Annotated in this window: 16 protein-coding genes; 10 read left to right on the top strand and 6 right to left on the bottom strand. The window is 46.6% G+C overall.

What is annotated here, in order from left to right; genetic code table 11:
• Positions 1–50 precede the first annotated feature (50 nt).
• Both V5J35_RS22815 and V5J35_RS22810 read right to left on the bottom strand, forming a co-directional pair.
• Positions 51–1,085: a lambda-exonuclease family protein gene (locus V5J35_RS22815; protein ID WP_354009331.1), complete on the bottom strand. Its 1,035-nt coding sequence runs from the start codon at positions 1,083–1,085 to the stop codon at positions 51–53.
• An 11-nt stretch (positions 1,086–1,096) separates the two neighbouring features.
• Complete coding sequence (locus V5J35_RS22810; RefSeq protein WP_354009330.1) at positions 1,097–2,095, bottom strand: recombinase RecT; 999 nt, start codon at positions 2,093–2,095, stop codon at positions 1,097–1,099.
• Positions 2,096–2,657: 562 nt separating this feature from the next.
• On the opposite strand from V5J35_RS22810, the gene V5J35_RS22805 reads away from it, so the two are divergent.
• Complete coding sequence (locus V5J35_RS22805; RefSeq protein WP_354009329.1) at positions 2,658–2,843, top strand: hypothetical protein; 186 nt, start codon at positions 2,658–2,660, stop codon at positions 2,841–2,843.
• Here V5J35_RS22805 and V5J35_RS22800 read toward each other — a convergent pair.
• The 4 genes from V5J35_RS22800 to V5J35_RS22785 form a co-directional block, all read right to left on the bottom strand.
• Positions 2,820–3,836: an integrase domain-containing protein gene (locus V5J35_RS22800; RefSeq protein WP_354009328.1), complete on the bottom strand. Its 1,017-nt coding sequence runs from the start codon at positions 3,834–3,836 to the stop codon at positions 2,820–2,822. The genes V5J35_RS22805 and V5J35_RS22800 overlap by 24 nt on opposite strands.
• A gap of 786 nt (positions 3,837–4,622) precedes the next feature.
• Entirely contained in the window at positions 4,623–5,426 is an 804-nt protein-coding gene (locus V5J35_RS22795) for a hypothetical protein (RefSeq protein ID WP_354009327.1), read from the bottom strand.
• A 58-nt stretch (positions 5,427–5,484) separates the two neighbouring features.
• A complete protein-coding gene (locus V5J35_RS22790; RefSeq protein WP_354009326.1) occupies positions 5,485–7,920 on the bottom strand; it encodes a DEAD/DEAH box helicase family protein in 2,436 nt (811 codons plus the stop codon).
• 6 nt (positions 7,921–7,926) lie between these two features.
• The gene (locus tag V5J35_RS22785; RefSeq protein WP_354009325.1) at positions 7,927–8,511 is read right to left on the bottom strand and encodes a class I SAM-dependent methyltransferase; all 585 of its coding nucleotides are present in this window, start codon (positions 8,509–8,511) and stop codon (positions 7,927–7,929) included.
• Between the two features lie 132 nt (positions 8,512–8,643).
• On the opposite strand from V5J35_RS22785, the gene V5J35_RS22780 reads away from it, so the two are divergent.
• From V5J35_RS22780 to V5J35_RS22740, 9 genes are all read left to right on the top strand, one after another.
• The gene (locus V5J35_RS22780; RefSeq protein WP_354016509.1) at positions 8,644–9,351 is read left to right on the top strand and encodes a nuclease-related domain-containing protein; all 708 of its coding nucleotides are present in this window, start codon (positions 8,644–8,646) and stop codon (positions 9,349–9,351) included.
• Between the two features lie 214 nt (positions 9,352–9,565).
• The gene (locus V5J35_RS22775; RefSeq protein WP_354009323.1) at positions 9,566–12,781 is read left to right on the top strand and encodes a helicase-related protein; all 3,216 of its coding nucleotides are present in this window, start codon (positions 9,566–9,568) and stop codon (positions 12,779–12,781) included.
• Positions 12,778–13,545: a DUF4391 domain-containing protein gene (locus V5J35_RS22770; protein WP_354009322.1), complete on the top strand. Its 768-nt coding sequence runs from the start codon at positions 12,778–12,780 to the stop codon at positions 13,543–13,545. Before V5J35_RS22775 ends, V5J35_RS22770 begins: the two co-directional genes overlap by 4 nt.
• A gap of 48 nt (positions 13,546–13,593) precedes the next feature.
• On the top strand, positions 13,594–15,648 hold the full coding sequence (locus tag V5J35_RS22765) for a site-specific DNA-methyltransferase (RefSeq protein ID WP_354009321.1): 2,055 nt from the start codon (positions 13,594–13,596) through the stop codon (positions 15,646–15,648).
• A gap of 13 nt (positions 15,649–15,661) precedes the next feature.
• A complete protein-coding gene (locus V5J35_RS22760; protein WP_354016508.1) occupies positions 15,662–17,728 on the top strand; it encodes a DEAD/DEAH box helicase family protein in 2,067 nt (688 codons plus the stop codon).
• Between the two features lie 25 nt (positions 17,729–17,753).
• Complete coding sequence (locus V5J35_RS22755) at positions 17,754–18,680, top strand: restriction endonuclease (RefSeq protein WP_354016507.1); 927 nt, start codon at positions 17,754–17,756, stop codon at positions 18,678–18,680.
• A gap of 131 nt (positions 18,681–18,811) precedes the next feature.
• The gene (locus V5J35_RS22750; RefSeq protein ID WP_354009319.1) at positions 18,812–20,137 is read left to right on the top strand and encodes an AAA family ATPase; all 1,326 of its coding nucleotides are present in this window, start codon (positions 18,812–18,814) and stop codon (positions 20,135–20,137) included.
• The gene (ptuB, locus tag V5J35_RS22745) at positions 20,121–20,906 is read left to right on the top strand and encodes a retron Ec78 anti-phage system effector HNH endonuclease PtuB (RefSeq protein ID WP_354009318.1); all 786 of its coding nucleotides are present in this window, start codon (positions 20,121–20,123) and stop codon (positions 20,904–20,906) included. Before V5J35_RS22750 ends, ptuB begins: the two co-directional genes overlap by 17 nt.
• A 71-nt stretch (positions 20,907–20,977) precedes the next feature.
• Positions 20,978–22,324 (top strand): phospholipase D-like domain-containing protein, encoded by a 1,347-nt coding sequence (locus V5J35_RS22740; protein ID WP_354009317.1) that lies wholly within the window; start codon positions 20,978–20,980, stop codon positions 22,322–22,324.
• Positions 22,325–22,330: the final 6 nt, after the last annotated feature.

Genomic DNA, 22,330 nt, shown 5'->3' with positions numbered 1-22,330 from the left:
CACCCGGTTGGGGAAAACGACTGCCCCACCCGGGTTAATGAAATGTTGATTCAGAAATAGAAGCTTTGGTTACTGACCGTTGGGTTTAAGACCAAAAGTTCGCTCCCAGTCACTTCGATTTCCAGTTCTTTCTCGTCCACTCTTTTATCGAGCAGGGTTACTCTCACCTGCTCCCTTGCCTTGCGGCGAAAAGAGTCAAGATCAGGCAACGCCAGCTGGTGCTGCTTGCACAATGCTTCGAGCGCTTTCTGATAATCTATGGAACCGCTGCACTCACTGCAGCAGATTCGTAAACCATCAGACTCAGCTACACGGAAAGCGCCCATCAACTTCTGCAACTCCTGTTGCAACAGTTTCTGCTGAGATTTTCTGCTATCCAGTTCCCCTTTCAACTCATCCAGACGACACTGACGACGGCGATAGACCATTGCCAGCTTGTGCCATTGCGCCTGCTCCGACAGACCTTGTGGCACAAACACATCCAGATTTGGATCTTTCTCCGGCTCATCACCTTCTTCCACAAGCTGCCAGAAAGATTCAGCTTCCTGCCTCAACTGTTGAATCAGGTGCTCGTCCCTGTTGATACAAGCCGGAAGAATCGGCATACCATTGCGGTAAAAGCACAACCAGCATCTTGGTGCATCAGCAACCAACATCTGAAATTGCACTTGTGCAAATGCACGTCGATACCCTTCTGACTGATCCTTCAAAGCCTTCACTTCCTGATAAACCTTTTCCGATGGAGCTTTCAGTTCTACCGGAATACCGTCTTTGGTGATCCCGTCGAAGCTTGCACGCAACCTCGGGTTCTGTTCCCACTCACCGCAAACAGGTAAGAGAGGCGCATCGCCCAATGCTTCCTCCATCCGAATTCTTGCATCATCCTCATCATCAATCCCACGTTGAACATGAGGGTTTGAAGAGAAATCCGGCTCCTTCAGAATCCCTGATTTTTCCGCCCAGAGTTGCCACCGTGATTTATAAGGCGATTGACCTAAGATCACCGCCGCATCACTGGCCGTAACACCACAACGTCTCCAGTCATGCCACTCCTTTGACCGTTGCTCAAGATTGACCTGCTTCATCACAAATCACCTTAAGCCGCCGGTGCTGCGGATGCTGCTTGTGCTTCATCCAAACGGAACAGGCAGTAATTCAGAGCATTACCATCTTCCTTAAACCGTTCCTGGGCAAACCCCTGAGCGGCGGTAAATGCTCCTGTTCCCTTGGCTCGATCCACAATCTGGTCAATGAACGACACAACCTGTGGTTCAAGATCACCAGGATCAGGTACTTCATCACCCGCAATATCCTTCGCTGGCAATAACTCCCCTGCCATTTCAGCCAGTGCATCATCCAAAACATCCAGTTCGGACGATACAGGCTCAACTGCCTCCTTCTTCTCACGCTCCTTCACGTCATGACTGGCTGCTTCTGCCAGCTTTGATTCAGATTCCCGCAGATCAGGCACTGGCTCACCCATCTGGGTTTCCAGTAACCGTTCTGCTTCATCCGGTTCAAATAATCCGCTGAGACCATAAGCAATCCGAATAGCTTGAATCTGGCTTTTGTGACGGAGCATGCGCTTAGGGCACGTCTGCCAAGGGCCTGGAAATTTCTTGCCATTCTTTATCACCGCTGGTCGGTACAGTTCATCAAGGTACTCTCGCACCTTAATGGCATGTTCCCGATCTTTTCTGTGAATTATGCACTCCATCCACGGGTGACAGGCTTTCATATCTTCATCGAAGGTAATCAGCTCGTCCGGATAGCTGAATTCCATACCATCGCTCTGAGGGTAAGAATTCATGATTGATACCCAACCATCGACAGATATCACAGGCAACACACCACCTTTCCTGTCGGAAAGCGCCCATATCTGACGGATGAAAGGATTCAGCCCATAACTATCCGCAACCGATAACAGAGACAGCAACTGCTCCCGTGTAGGAACACTGCCGTTCTGCTGCCGAAACGCAGTTTGTGCCAACGTATTCAGCAACTCATCTTCACGAAACCCATAACGCTCCGCAAAACGAGCCACCAGATCGTTGGCACTGCTGCCACCATCATTAACAACACAAGAGTGATTCATAAGAAGCTCTCTCACTTTCCTGAAAACAAGACGCAAGACAGAACTTCCCTACATGACAGAGAAATTCTGCCATGCAGAAGGGCGTAGAGTTCAGACAGGCAAAGCCAGCCGACAAACCCATACGTCGCTTGAAAAGTCACCAAAGTGACTGGAATGACAAGGCAACGGATAAACTATTGCCTTAATTGAAAATCAGCTTTCGCTGCGAACCTTCAAGACTGTTATCGCAAGATGCAGACCGTTCAGTTCATCTCCGGATACTCTCGCAACATCACGAGACGCTCATAACAACCACGCTATGAAGGAAACCACACCGCTACGAGCATCTGATCCGCCGGGTCAGCCGACACTCTAACCTCTGTGGTCTCATAACCTGTTAATCAATAACGTCACGGACTTCTCTCATACAAGAGAAAGTCTATTCCCGATTAGCAGGTATCAAGGAACTTTCACTATAGGACAAAGAATCTGATTTTTCCCCGCAAAAATCGAACGATTCCTGCAAGAAATGATCATATAAACGACCTGTGATAAACTGATATTCCCTAAAAAGGAGAGCATCATGGCTAAATCCAAACGAAAACGCCCTGCTTCAGCAGTGCTGAAACTTATGAGTAACCCCATGTTCAGGCAGCGCAAGGTGGAACTGAAAACCCGCTACAAGCGTAAGGACAAACACAACGGTAAGTCTGATTCCAGGCTGTACCAGAAAGCATTGAATGAGTCAGTGTTTTCTCGTGCGGCTTGAGTCAGCCCCCTTCCCTTTAGGGCTTCCTATATACGCAGACACGACTTCCACCCGATTATGCCCAAGTAGCGCAGCAATTTTCTGTCTTGCCTCCAGATCCCTGCTTTTATCGACGACAAAATCATCCGCTATCACTGGCGCAGGTTTTCCCGTCAGCCGCTGGTATTGCTCGCATGCATAAGCCGCCCTCAGGTCATGACGGTGTTTCAGTCCGTACTGTTTGAGAACTGAGCCACTGCTTTCTCTTACCCGTGCCAGAAAATCCGGCAGCCGTTTCCCGGCAGGAATCAAATTATTGGCTGTTCCCTGAAGCCTGGCAGCCTGAGTTAAAGCCAGCAGCGCAGTATCCGTGACAGGAACCCATCGTTCAGCCCGGGATGGGCTGGTTGCAGTCCGCTTACCCCTTCCTCCTTTGGTGCCAAGTTCAATATCAATGCTGCCACTCTCCTTGTATTGCTGAAGAGCTTTCTGGCAATCCAGTAATGCCGCTTCTTTAGAACGAAGCCCCAGCTCACGACATAAGCCCAATATGGCGGCTACACGATCATGGCCTTTCATGATCAAGTCCGCTTGCACCTGCGCCAGATTTTCACGGCTCAGCTCCGGTGCTTCCGTTCTGACCTTATGTCGATTGGCCTGTAATGCTTCCGCTGGTTTAATGCTGATATCACCGTTCCCACGCAATGCCCTCAACACCACATTGCACGTCGATAATCGGTTTTGTGCCGTTGCTACAGATAACGACTGACCTTCACCATTCAGGCGGGCACGCAGATACTCGGCATAATGCCTGAGTGTGTGATTGTTGATTTCATGAGCTTCCCTAATCCCCATGCATTTTGCCCAGAGACAAAACTGCTTCCAACGGTCTGAGTGGGTTGCCACCGTATGAAACTGACCGGGCATAGCCACCTTCAGAGCATTGTGTCCGGCATAGGACAAACCACGACCATAGCCAAAATTACAATCATTATGAGTCAGAAATTGAGGCATAACTCTCCCCTTCCATCCAGAACTGGCACTTATGTCGAAAAATCAGAAAACGACGGACATCTGCCCCTGGAACCCTGATCCAAGTTTAATGTGAGGCCACATCACGCAGTGGCCAGACGGGACAGCCTGTAACGCAGGGGTTGCGGGCAGTGACGCTCATCGCTACAAAGAGCAGAGCTTTGCTGATGCCAGCAGCTGAGGCGATAACCGTTATAACCAGCACATCGACTGGCCGGGTTTAGTATCACGCCTGCTTATGAAAGTTCGCCCTGAAAACGAACAAAACAATGGAAAGAAAGCCGATAGAAGACACTGGTCAGTTTGCAAGGCACGAATACCAATACAAACAGAGACGGTCTCTGGAAGCGGCTCTCTATTGCGAAAATGCTGCTTTGGTTATCTGTGATGAACCAGGCAACATTTTCCGCTCATGGCTGTTTGGAAATGAGCTTTCCCAAATCAGAGCAACAAAAATTCTACGACCCTGTGAACTAGGTGATAACGAACGTACAACTCAATATTGCATAGAAATGGACAAGCTTTTGGAGACGACCTGCCTGACGCTTTTTCTGAAAAAGCCATCAAACAACCCGTGTGCCAGAGTCGCTATGCACTGGCAACCTCTCAGCTGATTTTCAGCTGTATGAAAGACTCGCGAAGAGTGGTCGGTGCCTCACGGCAAATGATCTGGTTCTGTAAGCCAAAGCGTCGAAGATAAATCTTCTCCAATCGTTACAGAAACCAGATTACATGAAAGACAAGAATAGCAGCCTGACAGATACTCTTCTATGCCGTTGACTTTTCTTTTCTGCGGCGAGCATCGGCCAGATCAACCACATTATCAGGTATTGACTCCTTAAGGAGTTCATCAACTGTGACAGAAAATTGCCCACACTCCCGATGACTTTCCAGCCGGTATGGATTTGGAAAATGCCCTTCCTCGGTATCCGGATACGACCACTCAGATAAACCTTTAGCAAATCGGTATAGCCAGTCATCCACTATTCTTGACATAGGAAGAAACGATTCCTGCCGTTTTGCACCGGGGAAGGGTTTTGCCTTTTTTCGAAACTGGTTGATATGTCGGCCTAAACCAAATTCTTCTTCCCTGTCCAGATCATCTACACCATAGTGCTCATAAGATTGCAGTAGCCATTGCTGGGCATCGCTGACATGGCCATTGATACTCAGGTCTGTATTTTTACAAAACAGAGCCGTGATCGGCGTATTCTTGAACTGCTCAAACATATCATCTGCCATGGCACTGGCCACAGCTCCACTTTCAATCGCCATATGCACACTTTGTTCAGCCCAGCGTTTTCTGAATAATTTAAAAAATGCATCAAGGGACTCAAACTGTGGATCGGAAAACAGGATCACGTAGCGGCTGCGAGCTTCAACAGCAATAACATCAATTTTTTCGCCCTGGCTCGACGGGCGTTTAACCGCATGACACTGCCAGGCCATACATTCCTGCGTTGTCTGGACTGGTTGAGTGCCTATACGCTTGTCGTCCGGACTGGGCAACCTGTTCAGATCCTCTTTTAAATACTTGCAAAACGCATTAGAGGCTGAAAATAAAATATCCATACACGGTCTCTATTAAAAATACTCTGCTACCTGCTTTATAGTCACGCAGTGTAGCCGATCACTTTGAACGCAAGCCTTTTCTTACGCAATATTGCTCAAGCCTCAGCTCCACCAGCTCCTGAACCAGCTGATGCAAAATATCCCGATGCTCCGGCTGAACATCTGTTTTGAAAGTAAACCGCCCTTCCCTGACTTCAAAGAAAGTATTTTTTCCCTCTGCAAAAGCGTTGATCGGGTTGCCTTTCCAGTAGCTGTGCCAACCTTTATCTTCGGCAGACATTGCTTGCTGCTTGGCAGGAAGCTCAGAGCTATAAAGCATTGGACGGCGCTTGAGAAGATGCCAGCTCTTAGCTGCCAGTGCTTCTGTGGTCGGTGCCGAGATAAACCCATCCAGCTCCAGAAAAGCATCCAGCAAAATCATCTTGAAGCATCGAGTCATGGACGCCTTCTCAATGCCATCCAGTAAGAACTGGTGGTAAATGCCAGCAACTTCAGACTCTGACTGGCTCAGTTCTTTCTCATGATCAAGCAATGCAAACCAGCTGTCGTTCTGAGAGCGAACCTTGTTGAAATCAGTCCCTGTTTCCGCCAGATAATGATAAAACTCGGTAGCAGTAGGACGATAGCCAAGCAGTGATTTCAGAGATTGATACTCCTCGACCATGCTGGCTTTCTGTTTACGTGCCATACGCTCCAGAAAATCAATCACTTCCGGATCATAGTTGGCAAAACAACCATCAGGCAGAGTTGTCGTCTGTTGTTTAATCTGCTCTGTCACCTGTCGGACTGAATGGCTATTGTGCAAGACAACAGGCTTGGTCAGAAAGGATTTGTGGTTACCGATAAAATCAATGACTACCAACTGCTGCTTATCTTTATGCAACCGCAGCCCACGCCCAAGCTGTTGCAGAAACAGAATTTTGGATTCCGTAGGGCGAAGCATCAACACAGTATCAATGGCTGGCAGGTCTGTACCTTCGTTAAACAGGTCTACAGAAAACAGTACATCCAGCCCCCCGGCTTCCAACTGGTTTAAAGCTTCATGCCGGCGCAGTTCAGAGTCACTGTAAACCGCTGCTGCCCGAAACCCTGCTTTGGCAAATACCGCAGCCATAAAATCAGCATGACGCCTTGAAATACAGAATCCGAGCGTCCTTACCTGCTTCTTCTCCTGCCAGTGATTCAGGATATGCTCTGCCCGTTTACGGGAAGCAAAGGCATTTTCCAGAGCTCCGATATCAAACTTGCCATTACGCCAGGGGATTTCATCGTAATCCACATATTTGTCGTCGATACCAAAATAGTGGAAGGGAGCCAGTAGCTGAGCATTAATGCCATGAACCAGATTACGCTCAAATACCAGATTATTATCGCAAAGACTGAGGATATCTGCCTGATCGGTTCGTTCTGGCGTGGCAGTCAGCCCAAGCAAAAACTTTGGATCAAAATGCTTCAGAAGATTACGGTAAGTTCTGGCATCGGCATGGTGAAACTCATCCACCACAATATAATCAAAATGATTTTTACTGAACTGAGCCAGATGCTCCATACGACCAAGGGTTTGCACCGAGGCAAACAGCATATCCGCCTCTTTATTACGCTGCTTGCCATTATAAAAGCCGGTGCGAGCATCCGGGCGAATCCGCACAAAGGTTTGCTGAGCCTGCATCAGGATTTCTTCCCGATGGGCAACAAACAACACTTTGTCTGCTTTGCATTGCTGAGTATCAAACGCCGCCAGCCAAGTTTTACCCAAACCCGTTGCGAGAACCACCAGCCCTCTCTGATAACCATCCAGCCTTGTTTGCTGCAATGCCTGCAATGCTTCTGTCTGAATATCACTGGGCGTCGGCGCTTCAATCAGTTCTTCAGGTTCTACAGCCACCAACCGCATCTTACGACGACGTTTCAGGTAGCTATCAATCCATTTATGGCTTAAAGGCTGAACCAGATTGTGGCTGAAAATTTCATGAAACTGCTGACGAATATGAGCAAACTGCTGAACATAAAGATCATCCGAGTTACCTTTGCATTGCAGCCGAAGATTCCATTCATGCCCAGTAGTTAACGCCGCTTTACTGATATTACTGGAACCCACATAAGCACAGCCTTCAATAACATCGCCTTCATGGGTATGAATAAAGATATACGACTTCATATGAAAGCTTTGCTGACCGTCGCACTGATAAATACGGATATCTGCGCCCCGCTCTTTCAGCAGCATCAGTTCCCGCAAAGCCTGTGGGTCAGTCACATCCAGATAATCAGAAGTCAATACCTTAATAGTTGTGCCACGATCCACCGCATCACATAAAGCACCAAACAACAGCTTCAGTCCACTGATGCGGATAAAGGCAACGGTAATCTCAATTTTCTGTGCCTGATTAATGGCATCAATCAGCTTGGGCAGTAACGGATCATTCAGCCCGCCGGTAGTCAGTAGAGCAGAATTATTTTCAGTGGAATATTGAGGATCAAGCGGTCTAGCTTCCATGCAACATCAAGCCTTTTTCAGAATAGCGTTTAACCAGTGTTCGTTTTCACGGCCGGGGCGTAAATCTTGGGTGATCCAGGTTCTGGCGATGGTCAGGTCAGTGCTCTTAAGCACTTTCTCAAAACCTTGCTCATCAAGATTGGTAAAGTGACGCCCACCTCGTTTTTCTTCGCCGTTACCAAGTTTGAATGAGCAGTAAAAAAGACCGTCGCCTTTTAAAAATGTACTTAAATGAGAAAAGGTTACCGACAATTCCTGCAAAGGAACATGGAGCAAAGAGGCACACGCCCAAATTGCATCGAATTGTTCATCAGAGCTGAAATCCAGAAACAACGAATGCTTTACATCAAGGCCAGTCAAACCCGAAGCTCGTTGCCCCATACTCTCACTGCCATCAAAAGCAGAAACCCGATAACCCGCCTTCAAAAAGGCCAGAGAGTCTCTGCCAGAACCACAACCAGCATCAAGAATATGCGCCTGTTCTGGCAACAGTGGTAGAAACTGATCATATAAAGCCTGAGCATCCACCGTTACCGTGGAGTCAAAGAAAGAATCTGAGTTCTGCTCGTAAAAAGCAATGGTCTGGGGCATGGCTGAACAACTGTCTGAAAAACAATGTTCAAGATAATGCCATTTTCAACCCCGCTTATACAGACTTTGGCTCAGGCTAATTCTGCCGATTCTCACATGACAACCCTATATGAATCGGAACCTGCCCCGAACATGACCAAAAACATATCTCCTATCAAGAAGAAGCCTCTGCACCTTCCGGGTCAGTCGCTGGAAGAACATATTCAATACCTGATTAATGACAAAGCCGGTGGTTATATCGCTATGGCTGTGTTCAGCCTGGCCTTAGCCGCTTTTGAATGGATACAGTTTTACAACCCGGTACCCTATTTTCATATTTACTGGACAATCACCGCCATCATTGTCATTGCTTTCTGTGCCTTCAAAGTCATGCAGATAAGAAAGACAGTAAAAAAGCTTCAGCAGGGGCTTGAGGGCGAGCGAGAGGTAGGGCATTTTCTGGAACAACTAAGGGCCCACGGTTACCAGATATTTCACGATATTCCCGCAGACAACTTTAATATTGACCATGTTGTCATTAGCGAATATGGCTTATTTACCATTGAAACCAAAACCTTGTCACGACCAGAAAAAGGCCGCTTCAAAATCATCGTCAAAGGCGATACGGTTCACACACCTTTTAATCAATACAGCCAGATCACCCCGCAAGCTCAGGGCGAAGCCAGATGGCTCAGGGAAACCCTTCAGAATTCTACGGGTAACCTATACCCAGGTTCAGCCCGTGGTTCTGTTTCCAGGGTGGTATGTAGAGTCTGGCGAGAGCAACAAAACAGTCTGGTTTTTGAACCCCAAAGGTCTGCCCGCATTTATCAGCCACCAGCCAAAAGTATTAACCCCTGAAGAAGTTATGCTGATTACTGACCGCCTGTGCCGCATCGTTCGAGATAAAGACGACAACTAACAAACTAGCACAGTCCACTAGATACAAGCCCGGTGAGTTTCAGTATCCTTTACTCATTTAACAATTCGTACCTGAAGCTACCGAGGCCCATGCACCGCTAACACCAGCGAATCCTCAGGGCGGTAGCGTACCTGATTTCGGGAATCAATCAATATGCTTCTGGACAACAAGCAAAATGGAAAGGTGGGCGATACCCTGCGCAATCAGCTCACCAAAGGCTCAAAATTATCCATTATTTCGGGGCTGTTCTCGATTTATGGCTTTGAGTCACTGAAAAAGGAATTTTCAAGGCTGGATGACACCCGCCTGCTGCTATCAAGAAGTGTAAATTCAGACGAAGATTCCACTAACCCTTTCCCCGAATTGACCGGAGACATTTTCGAGCAACGCTTTAAAAACCAGCTTAACCAGATGCAGGTTGCTAAAGAATGTGCTCGCTGGATAGAACAGAAGGTCCATATCAAAGCCACTGGAATGGCTAACCAGAACCTTTTCCATGTAGAAAAGCAGAATGAGCAGTCTGTGGCCATACAGGGCAGCTCTCACTTTACCAGTACCGGTCTTGGCTATAGCGAATCTGACCAATTTGATATGAATATGTGTCTTACGGAACCCAGTGCGACCAAAGGTATGCTGGAATGGTTTGACGCTATCTGGGACAGTCCTTCTGCCCACAATGCCAAAGAGTTGCTGCTCAATCAGCTGAACAAACTGACTCAGAACCAGTCCCCTCAGTTCATCTACTTTCTGACTTTGTACCACCTGTTCAAAGGTTTTCTGGAAGAGATCGACGAAGACAGCATTATCAAAAGCAAAACCGGTTTTAAGGATACCGTCGTCTGGAACAAACTCTACAAATTCCAGAAAGATGGCGTTCTTGGTGCCATTGACAAGCTGGAACGCTATAACGGCTGCATTATTGCTGATAGTGTCGGCCTGGGTAAAACCTTCTCAGCTCTCGCCGTTATCAAGTATTACGAGTTGCGCAATGACCGGGTACTGGTTCTCTGCCCGAAAAAGCTTCGGGAGAACTGGACGGTTTATACCATAAACGACAAACGCAACCTGCTGGCTTCAGACCGTTTCAACTACGATGTGCTAAACCATACCGATCTGACACGGGTCTCAGGTAAGTCCGGAGAGATCAATCTCGAAACCATTAACTGGGGCAACTATGATCTGGTGGTCATTGATGAATCCCATAATTTTCGTAACAGCAGCACCGCAAAAGAAGGTTACACTCGCTACTCCCGCCTGATGGATGAAATCATTCGTTCCGGCGTTAAAACCAAGGTACTGATGTTGTCAGCCACCCCGGTCAATAACCGCATGAACGACCTGAAAAATCAGGTGGCATTCATTACCGAAGGTCAGGATACTGCCCTTGAAGAGCATGGTATCGCCAGTATCGAAATCACCCTGAAAAAAGCCCAGACCCAGTTTAACCAGTGGCTCAAGCTCGAAGAACACCAGCGTTCCACCGAAGCTCTGCTGGACGGCATGAATTTCGATTACTTCAAACTGCTTGATCTGCTCACCATTGCCCGGTCACGTAAGCATATTGAGAAATATTATGATATTGCTGAAATCGGCGCTTTCCCTGAACGTCTGAAGCCACTGAACATCAAAGAAGATATTGATGCTCAAGGTCAGTTCCCACCCCTCAGAGAGATCAACCGAATTATCCGTCGCCTTAACCTCAGTGCCTACGCACCCCTGAAATATGTACGAATGGATAAACGACAGGAATATAACCGCAAATACGATATTGAGGTAAAAGGCGGTTCGGTCTTCAAAATGGTGGATCGTGAGCAGAGCCTTATTCATCTGATGCGAGTAAATCTGCTTAAGCGCATGGAAAGCTCCATTCATTCCTTTTCCCTTACCCTGGGAAAACTTCTGGCGGAAGTCGATGGCTTGCTGGACAAACTGGCCAACCATGCCAGTGACGAAGTGGAAGAGCTAAGCATTAATGATATTGAAGTGGATGCCCCGGAATTCGGCGACTACCTGATAGGCAAAAAGGTTAAAATTCTGATCAAGGATATGGACCATATCCTCTGGCGTCAGGATCTAGAAGAAGACCGTGCCCGCCTGCAGCAACTGCTGACAGAAGCTCAGGCCATTGATGCTGAACGGGATGCGAAACTGCATCGTTTGCAATCGGTGATTGAGAACAAGTGTCAAAACCCATTAAACACCAACAATCGCAAAGTCATTATTTTTACCGCCTTTGCGGATACAGCCCAATATCTATATCAGCAAATTGCCCCATGGGCAGAAACGACACTGGGTTTACACTCGGCACTGGTGACCGGCTCAGGCAGTAATAAAACCACCATGACCGGTGTTGGCAGTGATCTGAATAATCTGCTCACGGCATTTTCTCCCGTGTCCAAAGAACGGGGAAAAATCGACGACAGCCTGACCGAAGAAATCGATATTCTCATTGCCACCGATTGTATTTCCGAAGGCCAGAACCTTCAGGACTGCGATTTCCTGATTAATTACGATATTCACTGGAACCCGGTACGGATTATCCAACGGTTTGGTCGGGTAGACCGACTGGGTTCCAAAAACACAGTGATTCAGCTGGTCAACTTCTGGCCCAATATGGAGCTGGATGAATACATTAACCTTGAAGCCAGGGTCAGTGGTCGTATGGTGCTGCTGGATATCTCCGCCACCGGTGAAGAAAATGTGATTGAGCAGGACACCGGCAAACAGATGAACGATCTGGAATACCGCCGTCGTCAGCTACAGGAATTACAGGACAATGTAGTGGATCTGGAAGATATTTCCGGCAGTGTCTCCATTACCGACCTGACCCTGAATGACTTCCGTATGGATTTATCCGGTTATATGAAAGAACATCTGGATGAATTAGAGTCAGCGTATACCGGACTGTTTAGCTGCTGCACAATTGACAAAGCATTATCTCTTCAGAGTATTGAACCCGGCGTATTATTCTGCCTGAAGCAGCTGACACCGGTTCAGGGTCAGAGCACCGATGCTTATGCTCTGGCACCCCATTATCTGGTGTATGTAACCGACGATAACGAAGTGAAATACCCTTTCACACAAACCAAAAAAATGCTGGATATTCTGAGAAAACAGGGGCAAGGCCATCATCTGCCTGACCAGCCTGCTATCCAGACGTTTCATGCCATCACAAACAACGGCAAAGATATGAGCCACTACCGGCAATTGCTGGAAACCGCTGTGGGCAGCATTATCGGTAAAAGCGAAGAAAAAGGCATCGACAGCCTGTTCAGCCGGGGTGGTACCCATCTGACCCAGGACAGTTTTCAGGGAATGGAAGACTTTGAAGTGGTGAGCTATCTGATCATCAATCAGGGAGTAGCATGATGTTACTGGAACGCTTTTATAAGCAACTGGCTATTCCTGATTCCTGTTTTTTAGGTAAGCGTGTCTACAAAAAGCAGTTTTACGATAATGCCAGCCTAAGTAAAGCGGACCAGCAGCGGTTCAGTGAACAGATTGATACCGTTCAATGGCGGTACACCCTGAAACCGGTCACCATCAATATTCCCAAATATATCGATGAACAACGGGAATACCTTGAAATTGCCCTGCTGCAAGTCAACCTCAAAGGAGTGATACCCTCCGACAGCCAGCGCAGCAAACTGGCGGATATCATTCAGCGGGCTATTCCCTACCCGCTGGTGCTGGTATTTGTACATGAGCAGCAAATAGCTATTCAGCTGGCCTACAAACGGATTAACCAGGCTGATAATAGCAGGCTAACCCTTGAACGCAGCTTTGATACGGGCTGGATAAACCTGCACCAACCAGAAGTATTGCAGCAGGATTTTCTGAATGACTTTGCCATAAGCCACTGTCGCTTTAATAATCTGTACCAGTGTTATCAGGATCTGGTTCAGCGAGTGGTTGCCCTGAACTGCGCCGGATATACCGGCAGTTATCGCTTAAGCACCGATACGGAAGATAACCGGCAAGCCCGGTTAGATCAGTTACGCAACCACCAGCAACAGCTGGCGCAGCTGCGAAGTGAGTTGAAAAAAGAGACACGGTTTAACTATAAAGTTGAACTGAATATGCACATCAAACAGCTGGATCAAACGATTCAGGCTCTGAAGACCCAACTTTAACGCTCTCATCTGATTTTTTGATACAGACCTTTACCAGAGATACCACCGATGGAAAAAATCACCGAAACCCATGCCAATAGCCGGAGCATGGATATTGTAGCGGACAATATCAGCAAGCTGAAACAGCTGTTTCCGGAGCTGATTACCGAAGATGCCGATGGCGCCAAAATTGATGCCGATGTGCTGAAAGAGCTGGTTGGCCAGCAGGTGATTGATGGCGATAAAGAACGCTATAACTTCAGCTGGCATGGTAAAGCTGCCGCCCGTCGTCTGGCGCAGACCCCTTCTACTGGCACCCTGCGCCCTTGCAAAGCAGAGTCCAAACACTGGGATACCACCAAGAACCTGTTTATTGAAGGTGATAACCTGGAAGTGCTGAAGCTGCTGCAGAAGAGTTATCACAAAAAGGTGAAGATGATTTATATTGATCCACCTTATAACACGGGAAAGGATTTTGTTTATTCGGATAACTACAAGGATAATATTAAGAATTATTTAGAATTAACAAGTCAGACCGATGATGAAGGCTATAAGCTATCTAGCAACCCTGAAACATCGGGACGCTATCATTCTAATTGGCTTAATATGATCTACCCTCGCCTTAAATTAGCACGAAATCTTTTAAAAGATGATGGTTTAATCTTTATATCCATTGATGAACATGAAATTGAAAATCTAAAAAAGATCACTGATGAAATATTTGGTGAAGGTAATTTTATTGCCCAGTTGGTTTGGGAAAAAACTAGAAAGAATGATGCAAAACTTTTCTCTATTGGCCATGAATATATCCTCGTATATGCCAAAAGCTTAATATTATTGAAAGAGAGAGAGACAAAGTGGAGAGAGCCTAAACCTGGAGCAAAGGAAATCGTTGATGAGTATAAAATACTCGTGGATAAATACGGTTCTGACTATGAAAGTATTCAGAGTGACCTTCGAGACTGGTATAAAAAGCTTCCAAAAAACCACCCATCCAAAAAGTTAAGTAGATATAAATGGGTCGACAAGAATGGCCCTTGGAGAGATAGAGATATTTCTTGGCCAGGAGACAATGGTCCAAGTTACGACGTGATTCATCCTGAAACAAAACAACCATGCAGGGTTCCTGATACCGGTTGGAGGTTCAGTAACCCTGAGTCCATGCAAGAACAAATTGATTTAGGACTCGTTGCTTTCAGATATACTCATGAAGACCCACCGTTTCGAAAAGCTCACTTGCTACCTGTTAAGGGGGAAGTTCTTGATGAAGAGAATGTTGCAGACCAAGATGAAGAGGAAGAAGTGGTTGCTGGTTTGCAGGTCATGCCAAGCGTTATGTATAAGCAATCTCAAGTAGCAGTGAAATACCTAAAAAATTTAATGGGGGCTAAATTATTTGATAACCCAAAAGACCATGAGGTCCTTGCCCGCATTTTTAAGTACTGTGATCTAGGGAAGAAAGATATCGTTTTGGATTTTTTTGCAGGTTCATGTAGTACAGCAGAAAGCATCATAAACTTAAACCTTGAAGACCAAGGTGATAGAAAATTTATCGTTGTTCAATTACCTGAAGCCTGCAACCCCAAAAAAACGGCTTTCAAAAATGGTTACAAAACCATATCGGAACTGGGTTTAAAACGAATTTCTCTTGCTGGTGAAAGAATTGTTTCTGAAAACCAAAGTAAGGATGGCATTAGCAAACTAGACATTGGTTTCAAATTTTTCAAACTCGACTCCAGCAACATCAAACCCTGGGATGCCGATTTTGACAACTTGGAACAAATGGTTCTGGGCGCAGACGACAGCCTGAAAGAAGATCGCTCCGCCGAAGACGTTCTCTACGAAATCCTGCTGAAATACGGCCTCGACCTGACCTTGCCTATCGAAGAACACATGATTGGTGACAAAACCGTCTATAACATCGGCTTCGGTGCCTTAATGGTCTGCCTGGATAACCAGATTGAAATGCCGGTGATAGAAGGCATTGGCCAGCTGAATAAAGAGCTGCAGCCTGAAATGATGCGAGTGGTGTTTAAAGACGCAGGCTTTGCCAATGATGTGGTTAAAACCAATGCCATTCAGGTACTGAAGCAGTATGGTATTGATGATGTGAAAAGCATCTGAGGGGTTATAAAGAATGAAGATTCAATTTAATCCCGATCTGGATTACCAGAAAGTAGCCATCGAATCGGTGGTGGGAGTGTTTGAAGGTCAGGAAACCTGCCAGACCAATTTTTCGGTACCCGCCTATGGTACTTCTGCCGCTCATCAGCCCGATATGTTACAGAGCTCCGAGCATGATGATCTGGGTATTGGTAACCGGCTGGAGCTACTGACCGATGAAGTGCTGGAAAATACCCAGCAGGTGCAGCTGAATCAGGGGCTGAAGCAGTCCAAAGCGCTGGATAGTATGGACTTTACCGTTGAAATGGAAACCGGCACCGGTAAAACCTATGTTTACCTGCGCTCCATTTTTGAGCTGAACCAACGCTATGGCTTTACCAAGTTTATCGTGGTGGTGCCGTCGGTGGCGATTAAGGAAGGCGTGTATAAGTCGCTGCAAATCACGGAGCAGCACTTTAAAGACCAGTACAACAATGTTCAGTATGATTATTTCGTGTACGACTCCCAAAAACGGGAGCAGGTGCGAAGTTTTGCCACCAATGATTATATCCAGATCATGGTGATCAATATTGATGCTTTCCGTAAAAGCTTTACCGATCCCAGCAAAGAGACCAAAGCCAACCTGATCCACAGGAGTGATGACCGGCTTAATGGTATGAAACCTATTGAATTTATCCGCTCTACCCGTCCGGTGGTGGTTATTGATGAACCCCAGAGTGTGGATACCACGGCGAAATCCAAAGAGGCGATTGCGTCGTTAAACCCGCTCTGCACTTTCCGTTATTCGGCTACCCACAAGGATAAATACAACCTGCTGTATAAGCTGGATTCCATTGATGCCTATGAGCAGAAGCTGGTAAAGCAGATTGAAGTGGCTCATATCAATGTGCGGGACGGGCATAATAAGGCTTATATCAAGCTGCTGGATGCCAAAAGCAATAAAAGTGGGATTTCTGCCAAAATTGAAATGGATGTGATGCAGGCGGGTTCGGTCAGGCGAACGACTAAAACCGTTAAGACCAATGACGATTTATATGAGCTTTCCGGTGGCCGTGATGTGTACGAAGGCTATGTGATTAACGATATCTATTGCGAAAAAGGCCATGAGTACATCGATTTTACCAGTAAACCGGAAGAAATTCGCAAAGGCGAAGCCATTGGCGGCGTGGATGAAGATGAATTTAAGCGGTTACAGATTCGAAAAACCATTGAAGAACATCTGGAAAAAGAGCTTCTGCTGATTCCTAAAGGCATTAAGGTGCTGAGCCTGTTCTTTATCGACAAGGTGGCGAATTACCGCTATTACGAGGATGGCGTTGCACAACAGGGCAAGTTCGCCAAAATCTTTGAAGAAGAATATGTGACCATTGCCCGCAAGGGTAAGTATCGTAGCCTGTTTGAGGAAACTTCACCGGCAGACATTGTTAGTGAACTGCATAATGGTTATTTTGCCATTGATAAGAAGAAGGACAGTTCTGGTGACGCCCTGTTCAAAGAGTCGAAGCTCTCTGCCAAAGGTGAAGGCGGAAAAACCGCTGCTGATGAAAGTGCCTATAACCTGATTATGAAAGACAAGGAACGTCTGCTGAGCCTGGATTGTAAGCTGAAGTTCCTGTTCTCTCACTCGGCTCTGAAGGAAGGCTGGGATAACCCCAACGTATTCCAGATCTGTACCCTGAATGAAACCACCTCGGTGACTAAAAAGCGTCAGGAGATCGGCCGGGGTCTGCGCATTGCCGTGAATCAGGACGGTGAACGGGTGCATGGTTTTGATGTAAACACTCTGACGGTCATGGCAAACGAATCCTATGAAGAATTTGTTGCCACACTGCAAAAAGAGATTGAAGAGGAAGAAGGCATTCGCTTTGGCGTGGTGGATGATCATCTGTTTGCCAATATTGTGGTGAAACACGAGGGTGAGAAGCCGGAATACCTGGGTGCTGAGAAGTCGGAGCAAATCTGGCAGCATTTGCTGGATAGCGGTTATATCGATAAAAAAGGCAAGGTTCAGGATGATCTGAAACGGGCGCTAAAAGAAGGCTCGGTAGACCTGCCTTACGATGTGATGGAACAGGGCTGAACAGATTCAGGCGGTTCTGAAGAAAGTGGCCGGTGGCCTGAATATTAAAGATGGCAGTAAGCGGGAAACCGTGAAGCTGAATAAAGCCATTTACTTGGGCGATGAGTTTAAGCATCTCTGGGATCGCATCAAGTTCAAAACCAGTTACCGGGTGGATTTTAACCACCATGATCTGGTGGAAAAATGTGCCAGAGCCATTGAAAAAGATCTGGTGGCGGGCAAAACCAAGTTTGAGTACGCCAAGGGTAAAGTGGCAATCAAACGCAGTGAGTTGGAGATTGAGGAGAGCAAAACCCAGTCTTACATTTATGATGCCAAAGACTATAAACTGCCGGATATTGTTAGCTATCTGCAAAATGCCACTAATCTGACCCGCCGCTCTATTGTCAGCATTCTTACCCAGTGCAACCGGCTGGATGCCTTCCGCAATAACCCTCAGAAATTTATTGATGAGGCTACTGCCATTATCCAGCAGGTGATGCGCCAGTTTATTGTGGATGGTATTAAATACCAGAAGATTGGCGACGAGCACTATTACTGTCAGGAGCTGTTTCAGGATAAAGAGCTGAAGGGTTATCTTGGCAAGAATATGCTGAAATCAGATAAATCCGTGTATGACCATGTGGTCTACGACTCGGGTGTCGAGCATGATTTCGCCGATGCATTTGAAAAGAGCGAAGAAGTTAAGGTCTATGCCAAATTGCCGGACTGGTTCAAGATTGATACTCCACTGGGTACTTATAACCCGGACTGGGCGGTGCTGGTAGAGAATAATAATGAAGAGACACTTTATTTTGTGGTAGAAACCAAAGGCTCACTGCTGAGCGGTTCCCTGCGCCCAACAGAACAGGCCAAGATTGACTGTGGTCGGGAGCACTTTAAAGCACTAGGTGAAAATGTTGGTTTTGCCAAGGCCGATAGTTTTGAGTCGTTTGTGGATCAGGTACTCTGATACAACAGGCTTGGAACAAAGGCAGTAAAGTTCGCTAGAATATCCGTTAGTCTAACAAATCAATCCAGTTCGTTGCGCCTTCGGCGCAGCGGCTGATTGAGGCGTTAAAACGTTGGTTCCTCTGGAGCAACATGAAATTAAAAAAGATTGAATTAACCAATTTTCGGGCGTTCGACTCTCTCTCCCTTGAGCTGGAACCCGATTTCACGGTTCTGGTGGCCTGGAATGGTCAGGGTAAAACCTCGGTTCTGGATGGCTTGGCTCGTGGTCTTGGACCTTTTCTTACGCGACTGCCCAAGATCAGTGGTATTCGCACTAAAAACACAGATTTAAAGCTTGATGAGGCTGGCAAGCTGCGGCCTTATCTACGGATCGCACTGGAAACTACCAGCGGTATTGAATGGGATATCACCGATCGCCGGGATAAAACGAAAAAAACAACTGAAACCATTCCTTCCGCCAAAGGAGTCAAAGCACTGAATGAGTGGGTTGATTCCTTTATTGATAGTGAGAATGATGATAGCCCCTACTCTCTTCCGGTGATTGCCTACTACGGAACTGGCAGAGGTGTTTTTGACAATATTCCGGAACCCAAATTGAGTTTCCATAAAACCGGTTCACGGTTTGAAGCTTTTTCCGGCTCACTGAATTCTCGGGTTAATTTTAAACAGTTCTTTGAGCGTTTCTTTAACCTTGAAGATGAAGAACGACGAGCTATGGAGAAGCATCGAGACTTTGATTATTGCTTACCTGCGCTTGAAGCCATTCGCCAGGCTATTTCAGGTAATGGCAAGCGGGAGGGATTGCTGCCTGAGTTTTCTAATCCCCGTACCCAGACTAATCCGGCTGATTTTCTTGTAGATTGGAAAAAGCCTGATGGTCATACCGAAACCCTGAGCATTTTGCAGCTTAGCGACGGTTTTCGTACCACTCTGGCAATGGTGATGGATATCGCCAGCCGAATGGCAACCGCAAACCCTGAAGCTGATGATATTCTCGCAACTCCGGGTGTTGTAATGATTGATGAGATTGATCTTCATTTGCATCCTGACTGGCAACAGAGAATATTGCCTGATCTGCATCGCACCTTCCCGAATGTGCAGTGGATTGTGTCTACCCATAGTCCTCAGATTGTTTCTACAGTGGCATCGGAAAAACTGCGGATTATAAATAATGGTCAGCTGTATTCTGCCGCTCCGGGGACTCAGGGTGCAGAAGCTTCCCGTATTCTGAAGCGTATTTTCGGTGTGGAGCAGAGACCACAAAACGATCCGAACACTATTCTGCTGAATCAGTACCTTGATCTGGTTTATGCCGATCAATGGAACACTCCAGAAGCCATAGATAAACGCCAGCAACTGGATGCTGTTTTCCAGGGTGAGGAGTCGGCATTGACGGAAGCTGATCTTCATATTGAAAACCGTCAATGGGAGTTAGACGGTGAAGAAGATAGGTAAGAGTTCTGAACCTGTTGCCCTGACTGAGTTTCGTGATCAAAACCCTGATGCCCAATGGAAGGCTCTGAGAGACACTGGCCCTTACCTTGAAATTAAACAACAAATTTTTCAGGATCAGGGGCACTTGTGTGCCTTCTGTGAAACCGAGCTGCCAGAGGAGCGGTCTAATCATCAGCGAGTAGAGCATTTCCATCCAAAATCGGATGTATCAAATCCTGATCATAACTGGACTCTGGACTGGGAGAATATGATCGGGGTTTGTATGGGCGGTTCCAGGCAGACTGAAGCAGATAAAGTTAACTATCAGCTTCCGGAAAATCTTAGCTGTGATGCTTACAAAGACCATTTGATCAGTGCTGGCGAGATACCAGAAGCCTGTGAAGGTTATGTGCTGAACCCGCTGCGGATTATCAATACACCTTGTTTGTTTAAGTTTGACCTGCGTACCTGTGAACTGCGACCCGACCCGGAAGCCTGCGCCAGATTACAGGATATTGATAACAGTTATGACAGTCTGGAAACATTGGTTGCAGAAACCATCAGGATTTTGAATTTGAACTGTTCTCGCCTAGTGGATGATCGCAGGGAAGTACTGAAGTTTTTCAACCAGGCTGCCGCAAGGGCTCGGAAAGCCAATAACCGACACTACAAAGCCCAACTTGCAGAAAGATGGTTTCGCCATCGCTGGCCTTCATTTTTTACGACTCGACGGATTTTGTTAGGTATATCGGCTGAAGACTGGTTGATAGCCATCAACTATCAGGGCTGACTCTTTTCTCCCTTCCCTCTCCAATAAAGATAAATCACAGGCCAGCCTGCTCTGGCCATCCAGGACGATTTGTGAAATTCATTGCCAACCGCTTAAACAACACCCATTTAAGAGATATCCTGCCAACCAGTGAGCATGAGATTGACGGCGTTCTTGCTGCTATTGCCTATGGTTCCAATGGCAGTAATGAGGATGAAGACCTTATCGGGAACTGTTTGAATAACAAACTCAGGCTTGATATCTGGATGCGTTATGACCATACCGTTCCGGTAGTAGTTCCCATGCTGGAGCGATTACTACGCCATCATAGTGATAATGTCTACTGCAAACTGATTCCGGATTTTCTTCATAGCAAAGTGATCTGGTGGAAAGGTTACGGTGCTTACATCGGCTCTGCCAATCATACTGACAGAGCCTGGCTGACTAACATTGAAGCTGGTTTGTTTTTGACGGAAGAAGATCTGGAATCTAATGGCATGATTCCAGAGCTTGAAACGTTTTTTGATTATTTGAATACACTGGATAAAGCCTTCCCGCTGACTCGCGAAGTTGTGGAAGAAATGAAGGTTCTGCAAAACCTTCGCCGTGACATGGGTATGAAAGGTGCAGATAAACGACGAATTCCTCTCTGGGAAGGACCAAGTTTTATCCAGAAACAAAGAGCAGCTGATAAGCAAAAGGAGAATTTCCAGAAAGAATGGCACTCAACCCTTACAGAACTTCGCAGTATTGCTTCGCAATTGACAGACTATCGCCCTGCCTGGGTTGAGCATTCTATTCCGCCTGGGTGGCAAGTCGATCAGTTTTTACACGCTTATTATTACAATAAAGTGGGTGAAGGTAACAAGAAGCCTTACGAGGACTATTACCAATCCAACAAGAGTAACCCTCAAACCGCTGTCCGGGAAATCATGGAATGGTGGAAAATCCAGAGGGAAGCACCATCCAATGAACATGAGAATCTTTATGTTCATGCGCCCTATATTCGAGAGCATTTGGCAGAAGATAAAATTCTGACGCTTTCAAAGGACGAATTTGAGAAGGTTCTTTATTACACCCACGCCACTTGTGATCATATTATAAAGCTCAGCACCAAAATGCTTGGCCGTCCGGATGTAAAATCCATGAGCCTTGAGGACAGGTTGCCATTGTTTACAGAATGGCTGTTAGCGCAAAGGAATGAAAAAGGCTGGGATGTTCGCAAATTGCTGCATTTCGTGCTTTATGAAGGACGCGATGAAGATCTTTGGGAGCGCCTGTATCTCGCTGGTAGAACCAGAGAATATGGCATTGCTCATTATGGTCTGAACTCTATTGCGGAGCTGGTTGGTTGGGCTCGCCCAGAAGTGGCTCCACCAAGAAATGGCAGAACCAGTAAAGCACTTCGAGCGTTGGGTTTTGATGTTCGGGTTTATTAAAGGCTA

Source organism: Endozoicomonas sp. NE40 (assembly GCF_040549045.1).
GTDB classification, from domain to species: domain Bacteria; phylum Pseudomonadota; class Gammaproteobacteria; order Pseudomonadales; family Endozoicomonadaceae; genus Endozoicomonas_A; species Endozoicomonas_A lisbonensis.
This window is presented reverse-complemented; position numbering and strand designations above follow the sequence as displayed.